Origin of the sequence: Gottfriedia solisilvae (genome assembly GCF_002128405.1) — a bacterium.
Lineage (GTDB): Bacteria > Bacillota > Bacilli > Bacillales > Bacillaceae_G > Gottfriedia > Gottfriedia solisilvae.
This window is the reverse complement of the sequence record NZ_NETJ01000003.1, coordinates 595,931-616,664: the sequence shown is the minus strand read 5'-3', so window position 1 is coordinate 616,664 and position 20,734 is coordinate 595,931. Positions and strand designations below refer to the sequence as shown.

The window sequence follows — 20,734 nt, the reverse complement described above, 5'->3', positions numbered from 1 at the left end:
TAAATTTGTAAATATAATATATCTTTTTAATTGATTAATTTTTAAAACCAATTATTATTATTAACGTAGCCTTTACTTTATTCGACATTTTTCATTGCTAATTTAGACATACTATTACTGAGTATTGTGAAGGTAATTAATAAACTATATGTTTTATTTGGAGGAATCATAATGTTTTTTGGACAAAAAAAGGATGTATTCTTTGAGAAGCTTTTAGGTATTGCTGATAACTTGCACATATCTTCAAAATATTACGTTGACTTTAAAATTAAGAATGCAAGCGACTTAAAGAAATTTTCACAAGAAATGAAAGAATATGAGACGAAAGGTGATAAATTCATTCATTCACTAATTGTTGAATTAAACAAAACTTTCATTACTCCAATTGAGCGTGAAGATATTCTTCAATTAGCAATGATGATGGATGATGTTTTAGATGGCTTTGAGCATTGTTCTGCTCGCTTTGAAATGTATTCAATTACAGGTGCAGACGAGTACATGGTAAAATTCGTAAACATTTTACATAAAGCTGTTGAAGAAATTTTAGAATCTGTAAAATTACTTTCTAATAAAAAATTATTAGAAATCCGTGTACATGCCATTAAAATTAAAGATTACGAATCACAATGTGATGAGTTATTACGTACTTCAATTAAGCAATTATTTATGAATGAAAAAGATCCAATTAAAATTATCCAATATAAAGAAATTTACGAAATGTTAGAATCTATTGCTGATAGTGCACAAGATGTAGCCAATACTCTTGAACAAATTATCATGCGTAATGCGTAAGGAGAAATAATATGGAACACTTATTTTTACTTACGGTACTAGTTGTTATCTTTGCATTAGCCTTTGATTTTATCAATGGTTTCCACGACACAGCAAATGCGATTGCTACATCAGTATCAACAAAAGCACTTAAGCCTAGGACAGCTATTCTGTTAGCAGCTGGTATGAACTTCCTTGGTGCAATTATTTTTACAGGTGTTGCTAAAACGATTACAACAGGAATAGTAGATCCAGTTACAATCGAAGGTACAAATGGACTAGTAGTCGTGATTGCAGCATTATTAGGTGGAATATTTTGGAATTTATTAACATGGTATTATGGAATTCCAAGTAGTTCTTCTCACGCAATTATTGGTGCAGTAGCAGGTGCTGCTATTTCAGCAAAAGGTTTTCACGCATTAGAAGCTGAAGGTTTCATAAAAATTATTCAAGCTTTATTAATTTCACCGGTTATTGCAATAACTGTTGGTTTTATTGTCATGACAATTTTAGCTATGATCTTCAAACGTGCAAACCTTTCAAAAACGAATAAAGGTTTTAGGATTGTTCAAATTTTCACTGCTGCATTACAATCGTTCACTCATGGAACGAATGATGCACAAAAAGCAATGGGAATTATCATGATTGCCCTGATTGCATCGAATGAAGTTGCACCAGGTTCAGATGTTCCACTTTGGGTACGTATCGCCTGTGCTACTGCAATGGCTTTAGGTACTTCAATAGGTGGTTGGAAAATCATTAAAACTGTTGGCGGTAAAATTATGAAGATTCGCCCAATCAATGGGGCTGCAGCTGATTTATCTTCTGCAGCAATTATTTTCACATTTACTGCATTACATTTACCAGTAAGTACGACACACGTTATTTCTTCATCTATTATGGGTGTTGGGTCAGCTCAACGTGTAAAAGATGTTAACTGGGGCACAGCAAAACGAATGGTAATCACTTGGGTTATTACGATTCCAATTTCAGCAACTGTTGCAGCCATTTTTTATCAAATTCTTAACATATTCTTTTAATAAAAAAGTCGAACGTTTCATTACGTTCGACTTTTTATATATACTCTTTTTCTTCTTGGTCTTGTAAACAATACGATTGTAAAAAAGACGATTATAATCCCCGCAATTACTAATGTATTTAAGGTGAACACTGTTGGACGATCGTATGATTTGGCTGTTAACAAATCTGCTGTTGTTACTATTTCTCCATCTGATAAAACTTCAACTTTTCCAATTTTTTGATTTTTATGAAGACCATTCTTTTTATAAAAAGTGGGTAACGCATTTTCTTCTTTTACATTAACTTCGTATTTCGTATTTGGATTTTTTGCGGTTAAAAACGATAAATCTTCGCTAATTTTTGTTTGAATGACATCGTCTTTAACTTTTATTTCTTTTTTCCAATCCTCTTCTTTTACAATGACCTTTTTATAAATTCTCGGAAAAGCATATGCATCTAATAATTTAATATCATTTAAATACTGTGGCTTCGATGAACGTAATAATATATTTATGATTTTTTGACCATCTTTTTGATCAATTTCGATTAAGGTATTCCTAGATGTATTTGTATACCCTGTTTTTCCTGCTAAGAAATAAGGATTTGTAAACATATTACCTCTATTGAATATATACTTATTCATTTGTTTGGAAGTGGTAATATGAGCTTCTTTCGTACCCATAGCTTTAATGATTAGTGGATATTTCAAAGCTTCTTTAGCGATTAAAGCTAAATCATATGCAGTAGTGTAATGATTATCATTATGCAAACCGTTTGGATTTGTAAAATGAGTATTGTTAGCCCCGATTTTCTTAGCTCTCTCATTCATCATTTTAACAAAAGAATTCATATCACCCGCAACTGTTTCCCCAATCGCGTATGCTAAATCATTTGCACTTAAAATCATCATTGTCTTTAATGCAGTATTACGATCGAGTTTCTCTCCTTCAGAAAAAAGAATTTGTGAATTACTTTTCTCTTCCTGTAAACTTCTTGCTGACATCGTTATTGCTTCATTTTCCTTTACATAATCCATCATAATGATTGCAGTCATTACTTTTGTTGTACTCGCCGGAAAATCAGTTACATTAGCGTTTTTTTCATAAACTACTTCACCACTATCAGCAAGGATTGTAATAGCCTTATCACTAAAAAGATTAATTTCCTCAGCTTTCGTATTTTTTTGAATGAAAAAACAAGTTAGTAACAAAATACAGAGACAGCACTTTATGACTTTTAATAATCTAAATCTCATTTTTTCTCCCTATATTCCCTTTAATTTGTATTCATTATCAAGAATGAATTTATTATAACTTTTTCATACACTTGACTCAACCTGACTTTAGTAACATTGTTTAAGTAAATACCATGTTAGTGAAGTCGATTTTGCATCTCCCTTAGAAGTATCTCACCTTCTGTCGTAATCAACTTCTGTATTTATATCTTCTAATCCAAAAAGCGACTACTTTTAGAATGAATAAATGTAGTTACCTTATTAAGATATTTCCCGGAAAATCGACAGATTATTGTTTCCTTAATTTATCAATATTCTTCATACCTTCCCTTTTACTTAATGGTGCTAGATTTGTGTTTTGAATAAAGTTTTCAACCGCATCCCCATTTATGTATGAATACTCCCTTAAAGCCCATCCAATTGCTTTTTGAATGAAAAACTCATTTGAATTAGACATTAATTGACAGTATCTAAATAGTCTCTCTTGATCCGTTTTATCTTTAAATTTCATTTGAAAAAGGATCGCAGCTCTATTTAGCCACATATTTTCTGATTGTATCCATTTCTCTGCATATTCTTCGATCAACTCAGGATATGTAAGAAAATGAAAACAAATTAACCTTCCAGCTAGGGTATCAACAGTATCCCACCATGATTTATCTACAACTAAACTTTCATAAAATTGTATTCGCTCTTTTTCAGCTTTTTTATATTGACGATCGAGTAAGGCTAAAGCTATATATTGAAATTCTCTGCCCTCTAAATCCCAAATCTCTCTGATTATTTTCAGCTCAGTTGGATCACCGTTTATTTTAATAAATTGCTTTGTTAATTGTACTCTCTCAGGTGCTTTAATACCTAAAAATAGAAAATTATGTTTCATATAAGCTTCCATCGCTGGACGATTCAAATCATTTTTGTGTTCAAGTATATATTTTTTTAAATCTCTTGTGTATTTTTCCATTTTAATCTCCATATAGCGTTTGTCTACGCTTTCATTCCCTCTATTATAATGCTGCAATAAATTGAATGGAAGTTTTTGCAGGCAAAATTATGTAAATTTTTTGAAGATTAGTTTATTATTATTTCAGACGAAAGGAGGGTTTTAATGCAACCAGCGGTTAAATCAAATGTTGTTAGTCAAAGTACTATGTATCAAATTTTATTTGCTATTAGTTTAGGTCATTTATTAAATGATTCTATGCAAGCTGTAGTCCCAGCTATTTTTCCGATTTTAGAAAAGACAATGAATCTAACCTACACAGAAATTGGTTTCATTGCCTTCGTTCTCAATATGACTTCCTCTGTGATGCAACCCGTTTTTGGGATATTTTCTGATCGAAAACCTTCACCATTTTTGCTTCCGATTGGTATGGCTTCAAGCTTACTTGGTATGCTTTGTTTAGCTTTCGCACCGAATTTAATCGTCGTATTGCTATCAGTATTATTAATTGGACTTGGTTCTGCTATTTTCCATCCAGAAGGTTCTAAAGTTGCTTATTTAGCTTCTGGTTCAAAGAGAGGTCTATCTCAAGCCATCTATCAAGTAGGTGGTAATACAGGTAATTCTCTTGCTCCTATTTTTACAGCTCTTATATTTGTACCACTTGGTCAAAAAGGAGCAGCATGGTTTACCATTTTAGCTGGAATCGGCATTTGCGTATTAATATATGTATCAATGTGGTATCGAAATAAGCTAAACGAAAACTTTATTCCGCAAAAGAATAAAGCTCTAGTGAAAACTGAAGGTACATCTATTACGAAAGCTGTAAAATTTGCAATTATTCTTTTGATTTTCATTACTTTTGCTCGTTCTTGGTATTCTGCGGGAATCGGTAATTATTATCAATTTTACTTAATTAATAGCTATGGTTTATCAATTAAAAGTACGCAATTATATTTATTTATTTTCATGATTTCTGGTGTAGTTGGTACATTTATCGGCGGAACTTTAGCAGATCGATTTGGAAAACGAAATATGATATTATTTTCATTGGTTGGGACCTTCCCATTAGCATTATTACTGCCTCATGTTTCGTTAATTGCAGTCATTCCAATCTTATTTTTAATCGGAATCATCAGTTCAAGTTCTTTCAGTGTCATCGTAGTGTATGCTCAAGAACTTGTACCTGGTAAAGTAGGATTAGTTAGTGGTTTAATCGTGGGCTTAGCGTTTGGAATGGGCGCATTAGGAGCTGTTTTACTAGGCGTTATAGCAGATGCAACAAGCTTAACATTTGTAATGAATTTATGTAGTTATTTACCTTTATTAGGTTTAGTTGCTTTTATGCTTCCAAATGATAGAGAGAAAAAATTATCAAATTAATATGCAAAAAAAGCTCTTCTATAATAGAAGAGCTTTTCTTTATTTACCAACCCCAAAGCAATGTCCAGAGCGTACCAAATACGATTGTTACGGCTACAAATATCGCATAACCTAAATTAAGATATAATACAGACTTATCTTCATTCTCACCCATATGCATGAAAACAATCAATTGTAACCCACCTTGTAATAATGCCGTTACGATTAAAATAATCAATGAAATACTATATGGGATGTCTAAAAAATATACGCTTAATGCAATGATCGTAAGCACAAGTGATTGGATGAAGCCAACCACTTGTTGCTTTGGAAATAGTGCACTCATCCAATCAGTCCTTTCACATAAACAAAGCTAAAGATAAAGATCCAAACTACGTCTAAGAAATGCCAGTATAACGAGTAAATAAATGTTTTATTTGCTGTAGTTTCTGTAATTCCTTCACGATATGTCTGAATTAAAATTGCAATACCCCAGAACATACCGAACGTTACGTGCGCACCGTGAGTTCCTAAAAGAACAAATAAACTAGATAGTGCCCCACTACTTTGAAGAGTAGCTCCTTCGTGTACATAAGTGAAAAATTCTGTTATCTCAACACCAAGGAAGATAGCACCTAAAGCCAAAGTAATGATTAAAAAGCTCATAAATGCTTTTTTATGGTTTAGTTTAATTGCATTGACAACTAAACCAATTGTAAAACTACTCGTTAATAGTGCGAATGTTTCGATCATCACACCATTCATTTCAAATAATTCTTTTTGAGTCGGTGCAGAACCAGTATTGTTTGCTAATGTTAAATAAACAGCAAATAATGTACCGAATAAAGCAATTTCTGCTCCAAGAAATAACCAAAATCCTAAAATTCGATTAGAACTTTCTTCACCTAAACTATACAGAGGCTTGCTCTTCATATTGATCACCTCGTAATTTTTTCTCTGTTTCTATTACTTCTTCTTTATGAATGTGGAATCCATGATCTCGTTGGAATGAACGAGCAATTAAGCAAATCAATATTGGAATTGAGAAGATAATTGTTGGTACCCACCATTCAAATATTAAGAAGAAACCAAATGCCATAAACGCAGCACCTAAAATAAACGGTATCCCACTATTGCTTGGCATATGAATATCTTTAATCTCACCTTTTAGTAAAGATGTACCTTCTTTTTTGCTCTTCCAGAATGGATCCAATGAATCGATTGTTGGAATTACAGCAAAATTATAAGGAGCAATTGGACTACTTGTAGACCATTCTAATGTTCTAGCATTCCAAGGGTCTCCGTTTGTTTCTCTTGGTGCATAACGTACACTGTAATAAATATTGTAAACAAGTAAGATAAATCCGATTGCTAATCCAATTGAACCGATTGTTGCAACAAGATTTAATGGACCAAAACCTGACTCTGCACTATAAGTAAACGTACGACGAGTCATACCCTTTAATCCTAATATGAATAACGGGAAGAATGTAACGTTAAAGCTAATCGTAATAAACCAGAAGGTAATCTTACCGATTTTTTCATCTAATTTAAATCCAAATACTTTTGGGAACCAATAGTAGAATCCAGCGATTACCGCAAATACAGTACCTGGGATTAATACATAGTGGAAATGCGCTACTAAGAACATCGTATTATGATATTGATAATCCGCACTTGCCATCGCAAGCATTACGCCTGTTACCCCACCAATCGTAAAGATTGGAATAAAAGCTAATGCGTATAACATAGGAACAGTAAACTCGATTTTACCTTTTCTCATTGTGAACAACCAGTTAAATATTTTCACACCCGTAGGTATACTAATTGCCATTGTTGTAATACTAAAGAAACCATTTACCATTGCGCCTTGACCCATTGTATAGAAATGGTGAACCCATACAACGAAGCTTAATGCTGAGATTGCGATCATACTAACAACCATACTCTTGTAACCATATAGATTTTTTCTTGAGAAGGTTGAAATAATTTCACTATAAATACCGAATGCAGGAAGAATTACGATATACACTTCAGGATGTCCCCAAATCCAGAACAAGTTCGCCCAAAGCATATCCATTCCGCCATTTGCCATTGTAAAGAACTGAGCTCCAAACATACGATCAAACATCATTAAAGCAAGAGCTACTGTCAATACTGGGAATGCAAATAAAATAATTACGTTTGTAATTAAGATACTCCAAGTAAACATCGGCATTTTCATTAATGTCATACCAGGTGCACGCATTTTTAAGATTGTTACAATAAAGTTAATACCGGTCATTAATGTACCTAAACCAGCTATTTGTAGTGCAATTGCATAATAGTTATTCCCTACACCCGGGCTAAATTCTTTACCCGCTAGTGGGAAATATGCTGTCCAACCTGCATCAGGTGAACCACCGATGATGAAACTTACATTTAATAACATTGCTCCAGCAAAGAATAACCAGAAGCTAACTGCATTTAAATATGGAAATGCTACGTCTCTTGCCCCAATTTGAAGAGGAATAACAATGTTCATTAAACCGATAATGAACGGCATTGCCATAAAAAGAATCATAATAAGACCATGTGTTGTAAAAATCTCATTATAATGTTGAGCATCTAAAATTTTTAAATCTGGACCCGCAAGTTGAGCTCGCATTAATAATGCATCAACCCCTCCACGGAACAGCATTAATAGTGCACATAATATATACATAACACCAATTCGCTTATGGTCAACTGTTGTTAACCATTCAGTCCATAAATAACCCCATTTTTTAAATTTGGTTAAACCAATTACAATAGCAAGTGATACTAAAACAATACTTACCATTGCTCCATAAATCATTGGTTCACCTGTTACAAAAAAGTGATCCCATTTGAAACCCATTATTTATCCCCCTCCATGTCCATATCCATCTCGTGGTGGTCATGTGTACCACTTTCACTATCTGATGAACCATGATGATGGCCAGCATTTTCACCTTCTGGAGCTGGTCTAAATTCTAAATGAGTAGAAGTATATGTTTTTCTACCTAAATGTTCTATTTCTAGTAATTTATCAAACTCTTTTTCTGTTAGCGCAGGTGCTGTTTCTTTTACATCTGTAACCCAGCTATTGAATTCATTATCGCTCATTGCTAATACTTCAAATTCCATACCAGCAAAGCCCTCGCCATTGAAATTACTATTTTTCCCTATGAATGAACCTTCACTTGAAGCAACAAAATTCAATTTTGTAACCATATCACTCATTGCATATTTTTGACCACCTAATTGCGGAACCCAGAAACTAGTGATTGGTCCGAAAGAATATAAACGGAATTCTACGTGTCTGTTTGTAGGAATATTCACATAGTTAACTGTTTCAATTCCTTGTTCTGGATATGAGAAGTGCCATTTCCAGTTTGATGAACTAGCATAAATGACAAGCGTTTTATCATTTTCATGTCCTTTTGGTACAGTTTCAACAGCTGTTGTCGTTTTTACCGTTACGACTGATAAAATAGTTACGATCACAACCGGAATCACTGTCCAAATAATTTCAAGCCACTTACTTCCTTCTTCGTGAGGAGGCTCATAATCTTCTGGTAGTTTACTAGCACGATATTTATTAATAATGACAATAAATAGAATATAAACGACTAATAATACCCCTAACATCATCAACATCGAAAAAATAATTGTATCTGCTTGTGTTTTTGCAACAGGTCCTTTTGGGTCAAGAACGGCTATTTTTTCACAAGCGCCCATGATGACAGCAATCATCATAACCATGATGCTCATTAGAAATTTTTTCATTTCATTCTTCCTTCCTCTAAATTAAGTAAAAGTTCAAAAACGATTCTAAAATAGAATGCTAATTAAGTATGTTTATAAATTGTCACTGTAATGACAAACAATATCCACAGTTATAGTAAAATACTTTAAATAAAAAAACAAACAATTAATTAGCAATTTGAACTTAAAAAATAAGTGTTCACATTTTAGACATATTTCCACCCATCAAAAACCTTCTTAATCCTATATATATCAAGTGTTCAACCCTTATGTTACCTTTTTCACAACGTTCACATTTTAGACAAATATTAGATTCACATTAAATTTTTATTCTAAAGTTTAAAACTTTAAAAACAATAAATTAGTATAATATTTAGATAATTCAAAGGTTGTTATCTTCTTCAAAATCTCTTTATAAAAATTCTACAAACACACAAAAAAACGCAGATAATCTGCGTTTTTGTACAGGCAATTAGGGTGAAGAGGAAAATAGATGTCCTAGCACATTTTCCTCTTCTATAGGGTTTGGGGGGCTCTAGGGTTGAATCCAAAATTAGGATCCAATCCAAGAACATTTAAAAACAATGGCTTATACTTAAAACTTCTTTATGAGATTAGAATAGCACAATTGAAAATGATTATCAATAGCAATTATATTTTTTCTTTTATTAACCTACTTTTTTATAGAAATTGATATTTGGATCATTCAATTTACAAAATATTGATTACTAAAAAATGTGCCAAACTCCCTAGTAAAAATTAATATTAATGAGACAACACAGGTACTTTATATAATTTTCATTTATAGCATTAGCTTTTTATTACTTTTTTTCGTTATAATTAATTCCATATTATAGCAAGTAAGGAGTAATGATCATGCCGCAACTATTATTTAGAGGATTTAATGTAGAAGATATTTGCCAAATTAGTAAACCATTAGTAGATGAATTAGCAGAAATATGTGATTGTGGAACAGATAATTTTATTCTTGAATGTCTTCATTCTACTTCAATATTCGATGGTAAAGTCATAGAAACTTTCCCTTTTATTGAAGTAAAATGGTTTGAAAGAGGCCTAGAAACGAGAGATCTATTTTCAACATCCATCGCAAAATATATCCAGTCATTAGAAATACCTGAATTTGAAATAGCATTTTCTACATTTCGAGAAGATAGTTATTATGTAAATGGAAAAAGATGTTTTGATTAACTAAATGTTATTTTGAAATAAAATTACCAAAAACCAGACTAGCCCCGCTGCCTAGTCTGGTTTTTGGGTTTTTATACAACTTTTCTAGGCGTTTCACATAATAGACAACTATCTTTATGGGGTATTTATACTATCTGGACAAACATACAATCTTAGAAAATTAGACAAGTAACTAAGTACAAGTTTGATAAAATTGAATATTAGTATATTAATCGGACAAGTAGGTGTCAAAACAAAACTTCCGTGTAAAGAAAGGTGAATAAAAATGAATTTTGAAATTGTAGTGACTGCATTTGTATTTATCATGACGATGGCAGTCATATTTTGGAGGCCAAAAGGAATTAATGAAGCTTGGCCTGCGACAATTGGAGCGCTGATTATTTTAGCAACAGGAATTGTAACTGGTTATGACCTACTTGATATCATTAGTAAAATTGGCGGAGCATCAATTACCATCATTGCAACTATTGTTATGGCGGTTATATTAGAAAGCTTCGGTTTTTTTCATTGGTCTGCTGCAAGATTAGCAACCTTAGCAAAAGGTTCGGGATACAGACTATATTGGTATATTCAATTATTATGTTTTTTAATGACGTTACTATTCAACAATGATGGAAGCATTTTAATAACTACTCCTATATTAATTCTTTTATTAAAGAACCTTCGACTAAAACCACATCAACAAATTCCTTATCTTCTTAGTGGTGCATTAATCGCTACAGCTTCAAGTACTCCAATCGGAGTTAGTAATATCGTCAATTTAATCGCATTAAAAATCGTACACATGACTCTTTACATGCATACGGCAATGATGTTTGTACCTGCTACTTTAGGCTTACTATTTATGTCTTTTATAATGTATCTAGTCTTAAAACAAAAATTACCTGCTAACCTACCAACTTCTACAGATGATATCGAAGAATCATTTTTCATCAAAAATTTCCATCCATTAAAGGGCAAAATCTCGGTTGAGACAAAAAGAAAACGTACAAAATTCATGTTAAAAGTACTAGCTTTTGTATTTTTGATGAGATGTTTATTATTTGTTGCATCCTTTCTGTCAATCCCAATAGAGTTAGTAGCTGTACTAGGTTCACTCATACTATTAATTTGGAGATGGTACCACTTACGAACAAACCCCATCGATATTCTAAAAAAGACACCTTGGCAAATTTTACTGTTTGCTTTCTCTATGTATGTCATCATATATGGATTGCACAATGCCGGTCTAACTTCATTTTTAGTAAGCATATGTGAACCAATAGTCAACCAGGGATTATTCCAAGCAAGCTTTATTATGGGTGGCTTAGTTTCACTTTTATCAAATCTATTCAATAATCACCCTGCGCTAATGATTGGCACAATTACCTTAACTGAAATGGGCTTAGATCCAGTTACTTTAAAAACGATTTATCTCGCTAATATTATCGGAAGTGATATGGGCTCATTATTATTACCAATTGGTACACTTGCATCATTAATTTGGATGCACATTCTAAAACAAAATAAAATTAAAGTAAAATGGAAGGATTATATAAGCGTCACAATAATTGTTATCCCTATTACTACACTTGTATCACTGTTTCTATTATATTATTGGGTACAATTAATCTTCGCACATTAAAAGAATTTCGTTTTTACCTCTAGGAGGAGATTAGAGTGAGTGATGTAGCAACATTACTTGGGAAACAAGTTACAGTAAAATTATCCGGAGACCAAATTTTCGAAGGAATTTTAACAGATTTAGGTCAAGATGTATTAGTGATATTTAATGGTATGAAATATTACTATATCCCTTGGATGCATGTTCATATGTTGTATCTTAGTCAAATTTTAAAAGAAAAAATTGATGATCCAATTGAGCCTTCAATTGGTGAGGAATTAGAATCAATCTCCTATAGAAAGATTTTATTAAATGCTAAAGGTATTTTTTCTGAAATTTATGTGACAGGAAATATTACTTTTCATGGTTACATTATCAGTGTTTTGAGTGATTATCTGGTTTTTTACTCACCTGTGTTTAAAACAATGTATATTTCCCTCTCCCATTTAAAATGGATCACACCATATAATCATAGAGTCATTCCATATAATCTCACAAATGAAAGTCTACCTGTTAATCCTTCACATACTTCATTACATCGTTCTTTTGAAAACCAGCTTAGAAAAGAAGAAGGGAAACTTGTCGTATTTGATGGTGGGAGTGATCCAATGAAGATTGGTCTCGTAAATAAAGTCGAAAATAATATCGTCACACTTTTTGTAGCTAGTGGTGAGATTATCCACTTGAAACTTTCCCATATAAAATCGGTACACTTGCCTTAAAATAACTAAAAAGAGTCAACCATTGAGTTGACTCTTTCTTTGTGATTCATTTTTAATAAATTCTTCCCACTCTTCTCTTAAAATTCCCATTCGAATAGAATCATAGTATTTCCCATCATAATACCTACATTTTCTTAATCTTGCTTCTAAGGTCATTCCTAGTTTTTCTCCGACTTTTATCATTCGATGATTACCAGACCACGTCGTATACCCTACTCTAACGAGGGGCATTGTATCAAATAAGTGATTGATCCATAGTCGAAGTGCTCTTGTTCCTACTCCGCCACTCCAATAATCCGAATCATAAATACCTATTCCCATTTCGAGCCAATTTGAAGGTTTATGCTCCCAATAATAACTTACAGTACCAATTACTTTCCCATCTATTAGAATAGCCCATTTCGCGTCTTGATTCAGCTCTTCAGATCTTTTTGAATAATATTCATTAAATGTTTTTGCCTTATGCTCGAAATATGGTGCGTCCCACTTTTTCCATTCGGGTGATTTTTCTTTATACATTAATTCCCAAAGCCTCTTTAAATCTTCTTCTATAATCGGCCGAATGATAAGATTATTATCTTTATACAAATATTCGTTCTCCTTTATTTTTAATTCAGTCACTTATTAAACACAACATTATGTAGAAAATCTAATACTAGTACAAGCCACTGATAGTTAGTTTTAAAAAATCTTTTAGCACATTTTCTATCCGATTTTCATAAGATTCTTTATAGATTAAAAAATGATTAGTTTTATATAATTTTAAATTTTCTAATTATGTAAATTGTAATAGATGAGCCTTACTTGATTCAAGCTAAAATAAAGTTACCAAATCATGAAATAAACTATTAAACTAAAAATTTTAATTAAATATGAGTTTATTTGCTTTACAAAGTCATACAGAACAATTAAAATTTCATTAAACATAAAAAAGTTTCCTTAACGCAACTTTTTACGCATGTTTTTTATTTAACCGAATATATTTTTCTTATCATCAACAATTTTAAGAGGACAAATTTTTTTACTTAAAAAGTTGCACCAGTGCAAAATAGATAGACGAGGTAAAAAAAAGGGGGATTTAATATTGATTAAAGCATTAGTAATAAAAGACCTTTACGTTTCCTACCAAGGAAATCAAGTTATTCAAAATGTTTCCTTTGAAGTTGAAAAAGGAAAATTAGTAGGGATTATCGGTCCAAATGGTGCTGGTAAATCCACATTAATGAAAGCGATTCTTGAATTAATTCCTAGAGACACTGGAGTTATTAACATTTTTGGACAGTCGATTCGCAATTTCAGAAAATTTGTTGCTTATGTTCCACAAAGAAGCGATATAGATTGGGATTTTCCAATAACAGTATTAGATGTTGTTTTATTAGGCACTTATCCTAATCTAGGATTTTTTAAGAAACCAAAAAAAGAAGATAAAGATTGGGCTGTTGAATGTTTAAGAAAAGTTGGAATGGAAAATTTTAAAAATCGTCAAATTGGTGAGCTCTCAGGTGGTCAACAGCAACGAGTATTCTTAGCGAGAGCATTAGTACAAAATACTGACATCTTATTTTTAGATGAACCATTTGTTGGTATTGATGTGACTAGTGAAGAAACAATTATCAAAATCTTAAAAGAACTTAGAAATTCAGGGAAAACGATAATTGTCGTGCACCATGATTTAAGTAAAGCAGAAAAGTATTTTGATGATTTATTATTACTAAATCGTAGTCTTGTAGAATATGGAACTGTAAATGAAGTACTTGATCCAGAAGTCATTTCAAAAGCATATTCTAATCAAACTTTTTATGTTAAAGAAAGGGCAAAGGTAAGTTTATCATGAGTGTATTACATTTTATAGAAGCCATCATGCAATATGATTTCTTACAAAAGGCTCTACTCACATCAGTTATTGTAGGGATTATTTGTGGAGTAATTGGATGTTTTATCGTCCTACGAGGGATGGCATTAATTGGAGATGCAATTTCTCATGCGGTATTACCGGGCGTAGCAATTTCTTATATGCTAGGATTTAACTTCTTTATCGGAGCCGTTGCAACTGGTTTACTTACAGCGATTGGAATTGGATTTGTTAGTCAAAATAGTCGCATAAAACATGATATGGCAATTGGTATTATGTTTACTTCCGTGTTTGCAGTGGGAATTATACTAGTCACTTTTATGAAGAGTAGTGCAGACCTGTATCACATTTTATTTGGTAATGTATTATCGGTTCGTTCATCTGATATGTGGATTACAATCTGCATTGGAATCGTTGTCGTTAGTCTGGTCTACTTATTTTATAAGGAATTACTTGTATCTACATTTGATCCAACTATGGCTCAAAGTTATGGGCTACCGATTAAATTGATTCAATATGGTTTAATGGTGCTTCTAACACTGGTTACAGTTGCATCACTTCAAACAGTAGGAATCATCTTAGTCGTTGCGATGTTAATTACACCAGCTGCGACCGCCTATTTATTAACAAACCGTCTATGGGTCATGATTTACTTATCGGCTTCAATCGGTGTAATTTGTTCGGTCATTGGCCTTTACTTTAGTTTTACTTACAATTTAGCATCTGGAGCAACAATTGTACTTGTAGCAGCATTTTTATTTGCAATGGCATTCTTCTTCTCTCCTTCTCAAGGATTAATTTGGAAGCTAATGAAAGCAAGGAAAAATAAAACAAATTTATCGATGGATAAGTAATCACAAAGGAGGAATCATTCTTGAAATTTAAAAAAATATTATTACCACTACTTCTTATTTTCCTTCTAGCATTTACTGCTTGCTCAAAGGATTCAAATAATGATAAGAAAAAACTACAAGTTGTGACTACTTATTCAATTATTTATGACATTGTCAAAAATATAGGTGGAGACAAGGTTGAGATTCATAGTTTAGCGCCAGTTGGTTCAAATCCTCATGAATATGATCCACTTCCAAAGGATTTAATGAAAACAACTGATGCAGATATCGTATTTTATAATGGGTTAAACTTAGAGGAAGGCAATTCATGGTTTAAAAAACTATTAAAAAGCTCAAATAAATCTGATAAGAACTCACCAGTTTACATGGTTAGTAAAAACGTAACACCCATTTACTTAGAATCAAATGGACTTGAAGGTGAAACTGATCCACATGCATGGCTAGATATTCAAAATGGAATCATCTATGCTAAAAATATACGTGATGGTTTAATAAAAGAGGATCCGAAGAATAAAGACTATTATCAAACAAATGCAGATGAATATATTGCTAAGCTTGAAAAGCTTCATGCTGAAACGATTACAGCATTAAGTAAAATTCCAGAGGAAAAAAGATTCCTCATTACTAGTGAAGGTGCATTCAAATATTTTAGTAAAGCATACAATTTACAATCAGGATATATTTGGGAGATTAACTCTGAAGGTCAAGGTACACCAAGCCAAATAAAAAATGTAGTGGATTTAATCAATACTAAAAAAGTACCTGTATTATTTGTTGAAACAAGTGTTGATCCAAGAAGTATGGAAACCGTATCTAGAGAAACTGGTGCGCCAATCGTAGGTACAGTTTTTACTGATTCTTTAGGTAAACCTGGTGAGGAAGGCGACACTTATTATAAAATGATGGAATGGAATACAAAAACAATTATTGATGCTTTAAACAAATAAAAATAAAACCCAAGCTAAATGCTTGGGTTTTATTTTTATTTTTATTTATTATCTATATTATGAATCTTAAACCTTATAATCTATCATTTATTAACAATAATATTTCCATTTGATGTTTTTATAAATAATTGATTCGTACCTTCGCCTAAAATAATTGTTTGTTTTCGATTTTCTTCTTCATTTTTGTTTGATTTCCAACCTATGTTCCCTTCAAATGAACCATCTTCTTTTTCAGCCTTTATTGTAACATCCTGCTGTTTTCTCATATTCAATTGAATATTACCATCTTCTGAAGTAATCTGACTATTACCTATTAAATTAGCTTCATCAATTGTAATTGAACCATTACTTGTTTGCGCATAAAGCTCACCAATAAAATCGTCTATATCTAAATTTCCGTCCTCTGTTGTAATCTTACTACGATCCTTTAAGTTTGCTTGACTAAGCTTGATTGTACCTTGACTTGAGGTCATGTCGATTGATCCAACAATATTCATTATTGAAATATTACCATCCTCTGTCGTAACTTGACTCTCTTCTGTTACATTTGCTTTATTTACTGTGATTGATCCATTTGCAACTTTTACATCTAATTTTCCTTTAATGTTTTCAATATCAACAGCACCATCATCTGCTGTTATCTTACTGTTATCACTTAACTCCACATTTCGTATTGAAATTGATCCATTATTTGCATTCGCAATTAAGTAACCAGAAACGTCTTCTAGTTTCATTTCGCCATCATCAATTTCTACTTCTGTTTTATTTGATTTATTTTGTAAATCAATAGAACCATTATCAACGTTTATCTTTGTACTAATGTCTTTTGGTAATTCTATGTTTAATTTAGCTTCTGAATCATGAAATGTTATGAATGAATACTTGTCTTCTTCACATTTTACATATAATTTGTTACCAAGCTTTTTAATAGAGAAGTAATCTTCAAGCTGACCATTCTGATCCTTTTTATTGTCAGTTGGAATTCTCATACTACCATTTACTTTTAAAGCTTGTGAATTTGTACCAAGAACATTCACTTTTCCATCAGGTGCGTCTATGATGATTTCATTTATATCATTTGGAATGTTTTGTTCTTCATTTATATCAACAGTTGTTGATTTTAAATTTATTCCTAATTGCTTTATTGCTATATGACCAAAATTAAATGCAATTGAAGCAAACATAACGCAAATTAATAATATGATACTAAACCAACTAAATCTAAGTGAATCCTCCTTTCTAATTAAATGGAAGACTAATATCTCGATGCCTAATAAAATACAAGCAATTGGCCATGCATTAAGTAGTAGTTTTGTATATGGAAGAGAAATAAAATTCTGAAGAAAATAAAGTATCCCAATTGCTATTAATAGGACTCCAGCCGTTATAGAGCCAACTTTCCAGTTCTTCATACTTCCTCCTTAGGTTTTCCAATTAAAATTCGAATCCCAATAATGACAAATACTGCGCTAACAATGATTTTATATAGAATATTAAAATCTATACTAAGTTGTAAATAATCTGCTGAGTTTTCTAATAATGATAGACCTCCAAAACCGATAAAGATCCATGCGATTACAGCTTTATTTACTCTTATTAAATTTTGTTTAAATACAGGCTCATCAATTAGTTCTTCATTTTCACGGTATTTACTATGATATTGAAGCGCATCAAAATAACTATAAAACACAATAATTGGAATAAAGAATGCAAACATCTCAACCATATGTGTCATAAAAATAGCGCAAAATAAAAGTAGCATGAATTGCAATCCACGTTGCATTAGTCCTAAATAAAAATGCCCTAGACCAGGTAAAAAGGATAAAATATAAACCCCCATTTTACGTTTTTTTAAAGTTCTTTCTTCCATTATTTACTCATTCCTTTCCAAATTTTTGGTATGGTGAAATTCACTTTTTCGCTTTTTTCTAATAAATTAGAAGTTTGTTCGATCGTTTGAACTACTTGTTGATTAGACTTAGTAATTTGTTTTTCTAATTGAAAATGGAAAAATAAAAACGTTGCCGCTGCAGCAAGAGATAAATGAACTAGTCGTACTAATTTTGAATTCGAACGCTTTTTATGATGTAGCTTTGAATGTTGCTCTGATTTTATTACTTCTTTATTCATTTCTTCTGTTTTCATCATAATCTCTTCAAACATCTCATCTGAAAGTTCTAAATTTGTAGGGTTCATCCAATCTTCATGAAGCTCGCCAAGTAGGATTAATTCATTTTGACATGCAGAGCAGCTTTCTAAATGCTGTTCAAGAAGTTGAGATTCTTTATTTGATAACTCCTTTAATTGATAAGAAATAAGTTGTTCAGTCGTTAAGTGTTTCAAATGATCCCTCCTCTATGCTTGTCTTTTATTAAACGTTTGGCTCGATACAAACGAGATTCAACTGTTTTCACTGCAACATTTAATTTCATTGAGATTTCACTATATGAAAGTTCGTCAAAATAATATAACTTTAATACATCTCGATAAGCTGGTGGCAATTCTATTAAATATGAATGAATTAGTTCTTTATCTAGATTTTTTAATAACGCTTCTTCTGGCGATAAACGATTCATTTCAGGTAATGATGAAATAACATCTTCTGGTTCTTGTTCGAGTTGCCTATCTTGTTTTCGTTTATAATCAATCGCTTTGTTCATCGTTATTCGATAAATCCAAGTTGAAAAACTAGAGTCTCCGTTAAAGTTTCCAAGAGATCGATACAATTGAAGAAAGACTTCTTGCGAGATATCTTCTGCGTCTTTTTGATTATTTGTAACTTTTAGGGCAACTGCTAACACACGAGACTGGTACTTTAAAATTAGTTCTCTAAAATGTTGTTGATTACCGTTTAAAATACTATCTACCAATTGCTCATCTGACTCCACTTTGTATCACCTCTTTTCCTCTTCATAACATTAGACGAAGCATTTTTATTAAACCCTGCAAAAAAAGATAATTTTTTTTATTTTTTTGAGATTGCTTTAGTAATGCTTGATAAATAGAGTTTTATTCGATAAAAAAAGAAAAATCTATTTTGAATGGAACAATTCAAAATAGATTTTACAAGTGATTTAAATCTTTTATTATTCTATTTTTATTTAGGTTGTCATTTTTGCTATTTTAAGAATGGGTTAGTTGATTATACAAATCCAAATGCAACAATCTATTAGAGGAGAGCCTTTAATTTTTAACGGGCTCCACAAAATGTAAATCCTTTATATAGGTTCTCATATGAGATTTGATATTCTTATATCTTCCCTCCCCATATACAAGGTAGGATTCACTTATATTTTGTAATGGTAATATTTTAAAGTTTTGATTTTTGTAGTAGTAATTATAGGTTGGTGTAAAACTTGGATTTGTTAATTCTATTTTTTCTACACCTTTATATTTCGTTTTCACGACATCAATTGATGCGATCCCACCAATTAGTTCATATAACTCATCCTGCGCTGATAAAAAGTTTCCTAAAGAATATAATACGAAAGCTTTATTACCTGATTTACCTGTCACCCAAGCTGGTGGTTGTAAAACATGTGTATGATTTCCAATTACGATTTGAACGCCAATATCGGCTAATTGCTTCGCTAAATCTTTCTGAAATTGATTTGGCAATCTTTCATATTCATTTCCCCAATGCATCGAGACGACAACTACATCTGATATTGTTTTCGCTCTTTGAACATCCTGCTGAATTTTCTTCTTATCAATCAAATTCACTAAATATTCCTTCCCTTTTGGAACGGGGATTCCATTTGTCCCGTAAGTATACGAAAGAAAAGCAAATCGAATATTATTTTTTGTTAAAGTTCTAATTTTTTCATGGTCTGCCTTTGATTTATAAACCCCAGTATACGGCATATGAATATGATCCCAGTGAGATATTGCACTTTTAATGGCTACTTCTCCTCGATCAAGTGAGTGATTATTAGCAAGCGTCACAACATCTACACCTGCAGACTTTAAAGCATCACCAACTTCATATGGACTATTAAATGCTGGATAGGTTGATAACCCTAGTTTTTCCCCACCAATCATTGTTTCTTGATTTGCAACAAGAATATCCGGCTTTTGCATTGTCGCGCTAACTTCTTTGAACATTTTATGAAAATTATATGAACCATTTTTTTGTTTCGCATCTTCATAAACTTCATTATGAATCAGTATATCTCCAATAGCTCCAATTGTTGCTTTTGATACAATCGGTTTTTCACTTTCAGGCTTTTGCTCAGTAGTTGGTGTTTTTTTAATCTCTTTTTCTTCATGTATTGCTTGATTCTGAATTGGCTCGTTGGAGAAATATTCTTTCTTTATAAAAATGAGGATAAAAAGTAACATTGTGCTCATAAGAAGTAATTTTTTCAAGATGATTCTCCTAGTGTAGATTCTTTTTTTATTTTTATTAGACTTTTTTCTATTAAGTAACTTGTTAATAATACCGTTTAT

At 31.8% G+C, this 20,734-nt stretch carries 21 protein-coding genes; 9 read left to right on the top strand and 12 right to left on the bottom strand.

The annotated features are described in order from the left end of the window. The first annotated feature begins 171 nt into the window (after nt 1-171). Together CAB05_RS12105 and CAB05_RS12100 are read left to right on the top strand one after the other, a co-directional pair. Nucleotides 172-792, top strand: a complete 621-nt coding sequence (locus CAB05_RS12105; RefSeq protein ID WP_088000088.1) for a DUF47 domain-containing protein — start codon at nt 172-174, stop codon at nt 790-792. 11 nt (nt 793-803) lie between these two features. Beyond that, nucleotides 804-1,811 carry an inorganic phosphate transporter gene (locus CAB05_RS12100; protein ID WP_088000087.1) on the top strand — a complete coding sequence of 336 codons (1,008 nt, stop codon included), beginning with the start codon at nt 804-806 and terminating at the stop codon, nt 1,809-1,811. A gap of 20 nt (nt 1,812-1,831) precedes the next feature. Here the strand turns inward: CAB05_RS12100 and CAB05_RS12095 are convergent, their stop codons facing one another. Continuing rightward, nucleotides 1,832-3,046, bottom strand: a complete 1,215-nt coding sequence (locus CAB05_RS12095; protein ID WP_088000086.1) for a D-alanyl-D-alanine carboxypeptidase family protein — start codon at nt 3,044-3,046, stop codon at nt 1,832-1,834. A gap of 268 nt (nt 3,047-3,314) precedes the next feature. Beyond that, entirely contained in the window at nt 3,315-3,989 is a 675-nt protein-coding gene (locus tag CAB05_RS12090; protein WP_088000085.1) for a DNA alkylation repair protein, read from the bottom strand. A 144-nt stretch (nt 3,990-4,133) separates the two neighbouring features. Between CAB05_RS12090 and CAB05_RS12085 the strand changes: the two genes are divergently transcribed. Beyond that, complete coding sequence (locus CAB05_RS12085; protein ID WP_088000084.1) at nt 4,134-5,351, top strand: MFS transporter; 1,218 nt, start codon at nt 4,134-4,136, stop codon at nt 5,349-5,351. Between the two features lie 43 nt (nt 5,352-5,394). On the opposite strand, the gene qoxD is transcribed toward CAB05_RS12085, so the two are convergent. Genes qoxD through qoxA form a run of 4 tightly spaced genes read right to left on the bottom strand, consistent with a single transcriptional unit; the run spans nt 5,395 to nt 9,119 of the window. Continuing rightward, nucleotides 5,395-5,676, bottom strand: coding sequence for a cytochrome aa3 quinol oxidase subunit IV (qoxD, locus tag CAB05_RS12080; RefSeq protein WP_088000083.1), 282 nt, complete (start codon nt 5,674-5,676; stop codon nt 5,395-5,397). After that, nucleotides 5,673-6,263, bottom strand: a complete 591-nt coding sequence (locus CAB05_RS12075; RefSeq protein WP_088000082.1) for a cytochrome (ubi)quinol oxidase subunit III — start codon at nt 6,261-6,263, stop codon at nt 5,673-5,675. The genes qoxD and CAB05_RS12075 overlap by 4 nt, the downstream gene beginning before the upstream one ends. Continuing rightward, nucleotides 6,241-8,208 carry a cytochrome aa3 quinol oxidase subunit I gene (qoxB, locus tag CAB05_RS12070; RefSeq protein ID WP_088000081.1) on the bottom strand — a complete coding sequence of 656 codons (1,968 nt, stop codon included), beginning with the start codon at nt 8,206-8,208 and terminating at the stop codon, nt 6,241-6,243. The genes CAB05_RS12075 and qoxB overlap by 23 nt, the downstream gene beginning before the upstream one ends. Then, on the bottom strand, nt 8,208-9,119 hold the full coding sequence (gene qoxA, locus CAB05_RS12065) for a cytochrome aa3 quinol oxidase subunit II (protein ID WP_088000080.1): 912 nt from the start codon (nt 9,117-9,119) through the stop codon (nt 8,208-8,210). Before qoxA ends, qoxB begins: the two co-directional genes overlap by 1 nt. An 855-nt stretch (nt 9,120-9,974) precedes the next feature. Between qoxA and CAB05_RS12060 the strand changes: the two genes are divergently transcribed. From CAB05_RS12060 to CAB05_RS12050, 3 genes are all read left to right on the top strand, one after another. Further along, a complete protein-coding gene (locus CAB05_RS12060; RefSeq protein WP_088000079.1) occupies nt 9,975-10,307 on the top strand; it encodes a DUF1904 family protein in 333 nt (110 codons plus the stop codon). Nucleotides 10,308-10,572: 265 nt separating this feature from the next. Further along, nucleotides 10,573-11,931, top strand: a complete 1,359-nt coding sequence (locus tag CAB05_RS12055; RefSeq protein ID WP_088000078.1) for an arsenic transporter — start codon at nt 10,573-10,575, stop codon at nt 11,929-11,931. Nucleotides 11,932-11,966: 35 nt separating this feature from the next. Then, on the top strand, nt 11,967-12,632 hold the full coding sequence (locus tag CAB05_RS12050; RefSeq protein WP_088000077.1) for a YwrJ family protein: 666 nt from the start codon (nt 11,967-11,969) through the stop codon (nt 12,630-12,632). 15 nt (nt 12,633-12,647) lie between these two features. Here CAB05_RS12050 and CAB05_RS12045 read toward each other — a convergent pair whose 3' ends face one another. Next, nucleotides 12,648-13,220 carry a GNAT family N-acetyltransferase gene (locus CAB05_RS12045; protein WP_088000076.1) on the bottom strand — a complete coding sequence of 191 codons (573 nt, stop codon included), beginning with the start codon at nt 13,218-13,220 and terminating at the stop codon, nt 12,648-12,650. Nucleotides 13,221-13,716: 496 nt separating this feature from the next. On the opposite strand from CAB05_RS12045, the gene CAB05_RS12040 reads away from it, so the two are divergent. The 3 genes from CAB05_RS12040 to CAB05_RS12030 are packed head-to-tail and all read left to right on the top strand — an operon-like array spanning nt 13,717 to nt 16,285. Next, entirely contained in the window at nt 13,717-14,466 is a 750-nt protein-coding gene (locus CAB05_RS12040) for a metal ABC transporter ATP-binding protein (protein WP_088000075.1), read from the top strand. Further along, nucleotides 14,463-15,338 (top strand): metal ABC transporter permease, encoded by an 876-nt coding sequence (locus CAB05_RS12035; protein WP_088000074.1) that lies wholly within the window; start codon nt 14,463-14,465, stop codon nt 15,336-15,338. Before CAB05_RS12040 ends, CAB05_RS12035 begins: the two co-directional genes overlap by 4 nt. 20 nt (nt 15,339-15,358) lie before the next feature. Then, entirely contained in the window at nt 15,359-16,285 is a 927-nt protein-coding gene (locus CAB05_RS12030) for a metal ABC transporter substrate-binding protein (RefSeq protein WP_088000073.1), read from the top strand. 83 nt (nt 16,286-16,368) lie between these two features. Here CAB05_RS12030 and CAB05_RS12025 read toward each other — a convergent pair whose 3' ends face one another. The 5 genes from CAB05_RS12025 to CAB05_RS12005 all read right to left on the bottom strand — a co-directional run bounded on the left by CAB05_RS12025 (nt 16,369) and on the right by CAB05_RS12005 (nt 20,653). Then, nucleotides 16,369-17,697 carry a DUF4097 family beta strand repeat-containing protein gene (locus tag CAB05_RS12025; protein ID WP_088000072.1) on the bottom strand — a complete coding sequence of 443 codons (1,329 nt, stop codon included), beginning with the start codon at nt 17,695-17,697 and terminating at the stop codon, nt 16,369-16,371. Then, a complete protein-coding gene (locus CAB05_RS12020) occupies nt 17,694-18,155 on the bottom strand; it encodes a hypothetical protein (protein WP_088000071.1) in 462 nt (153 codons plus the stop codon). Before CAB05_RS12020 ends, CAB05_RS12025 begins: the two co-directional genes overlap by 4 nt. Then, a complete protein-coding gene (locus tag CAB05_RS12015; RefSeq protein WP_088000070.1) occupies nt 18,155-18,628 on the bottom strand; it encodes an anti-sigma factor family protein in 474 nt (157 codons plus the stop codon). The genes CAB05_RS12020 and CAB05_RS12015 overlap by 1 nt, the downstream gene beginning before the upstream one ends. Beyond that, a complete protein-coding gene (locus tag CAB05_RS12010; RefSeq protein ID WP_088000069.1) occupies nt 18,625-19,173 on the bottom strand; it encodes an RNA polymerase sigma factor in 549 nt (182 codons plus the stop codon). The genes CAB05_RS12015 and CAB05_RS12010 overlap by 4 nt, the downstream gene beginning before the upstream one ends. 295 nt (nt 19,174-19,468) lie before the next feature. Further along, nucleotides 19,469-20,653, bottom strand: a complete 1,185-nt coding sequence (locus CAB05_RS12005; protein ID WP_235821437.1) for a CapA family protein — start codon at nt 20,651-20,653, stop codon at nt 19,469-19,471. Between the last annotated feature and the right edge of the window lie 81 nt (nt 20,654-20,734).

What these genes read in the sequence shown, in the direction of transcription:
- CAB05_RS12105 (WP_088000088.1), top strand. Translation starts at nt 172, where the DNA reads ATGTTTTTTGGACAAAAAAAGGATGTATTCTTTGAGAAGCTTTTAGGT.
- CAB05_RS12100 (WP_088000087.1), top strand. Translation starts at nt 804, where the DNA reads ATGGAACACTTATTTTTACTTACGGTACTAGTTGTTATCTTTGCATTA.
- CAB05_RS12095 (WP_088000086.1), bottom strand. Translation starts at nt 3,046, where the DNA reads ATGAGATTTAGATTATTAAAAGTCATAAAGTGCTGTCTCTGTATTTTG.
- CAB05_RS12090 (WP_088000085.1), bottom strand. Translation starts at nt 3,989, where the DNA reads ATGGAAAAATACACAAGAGATTTAAAAAAATATATACTTGAACACAAA.
- CAB05_RS12085 (WP_088000084.1), top strand. Translation starts at nt 4,134, where the DNA reads ATGCAACCAGCGGTTAAATCAAATGTTGTTAGTCAAAGTACTATGTAT.
- qoxD (WP_088000083.1), bottom strand. Translation starts at nt 5,676, where the DNA reads ATGAGTGCACTATTTCCAAAGCAACAAGTGGTTGGCTTCATCCAATCA.
- CAB05_RS12075 (WP_088000082.1), bottom strand. Translation starts at nt 6,263, where the DNA reads ATGAAGAGCAAGCCTCTGTATAGTTTAGGTGAAGAAAGTTCTAATCGA.
- qoxB (WP_088000081.1), bottom strand. Translation starts at nt 8,208, where the DNA reads ATGGGTTTCAAATGGGATCACTTTTTTGTAACAGGTGAACCAATGATT.
- qoxA (WP_088000080.1), bottom strand. Translation starts at nt 9,119, where the DNA reads ATGAAAAAATTTCTAATGAGCATCATGGTTATGATGATTGCTGTCATC.
- CAB05_RS12060 (WP_088000079.1), top strand. Translation starts at nt 9,975, where the DNA reads ATGCCGCAACTATTATTTAGAGGATTTAATGTAGAAGATATTTGCCAA.
- CAB05_RS12055 (WP_088000078.1), top strand. Translation starts at nt 10,573, where the DNA reads ATGAATTTTGAAATTGTAGTGACTGCATTTGTATTTATCATGACGATG.
- CAB05_RS12035 (WP_088000074.1), top strand. Translation starts at nt 14,463, where the DNA reads ATGAGTGTATTACATTTTATAGAAGCCATCATGCAATATGATTTCTTA.
- CAB05_RS12025 (WP_088000072.1), bottom strand. Translation starts at nt 17,697, where the DNA reads ATGAAGAACTGGAAAGTTGGCTCTATAACGGCTGGAGTCCTATTAATA.
- CAB05_RS12020 (WP_088000071.1), bottom strand. Translation starts at nt 18,155, where the DNA reads ATGGAAGAAAGAACTTTAAAAAAACGTAAAATGGGGGTTTATATTTTA.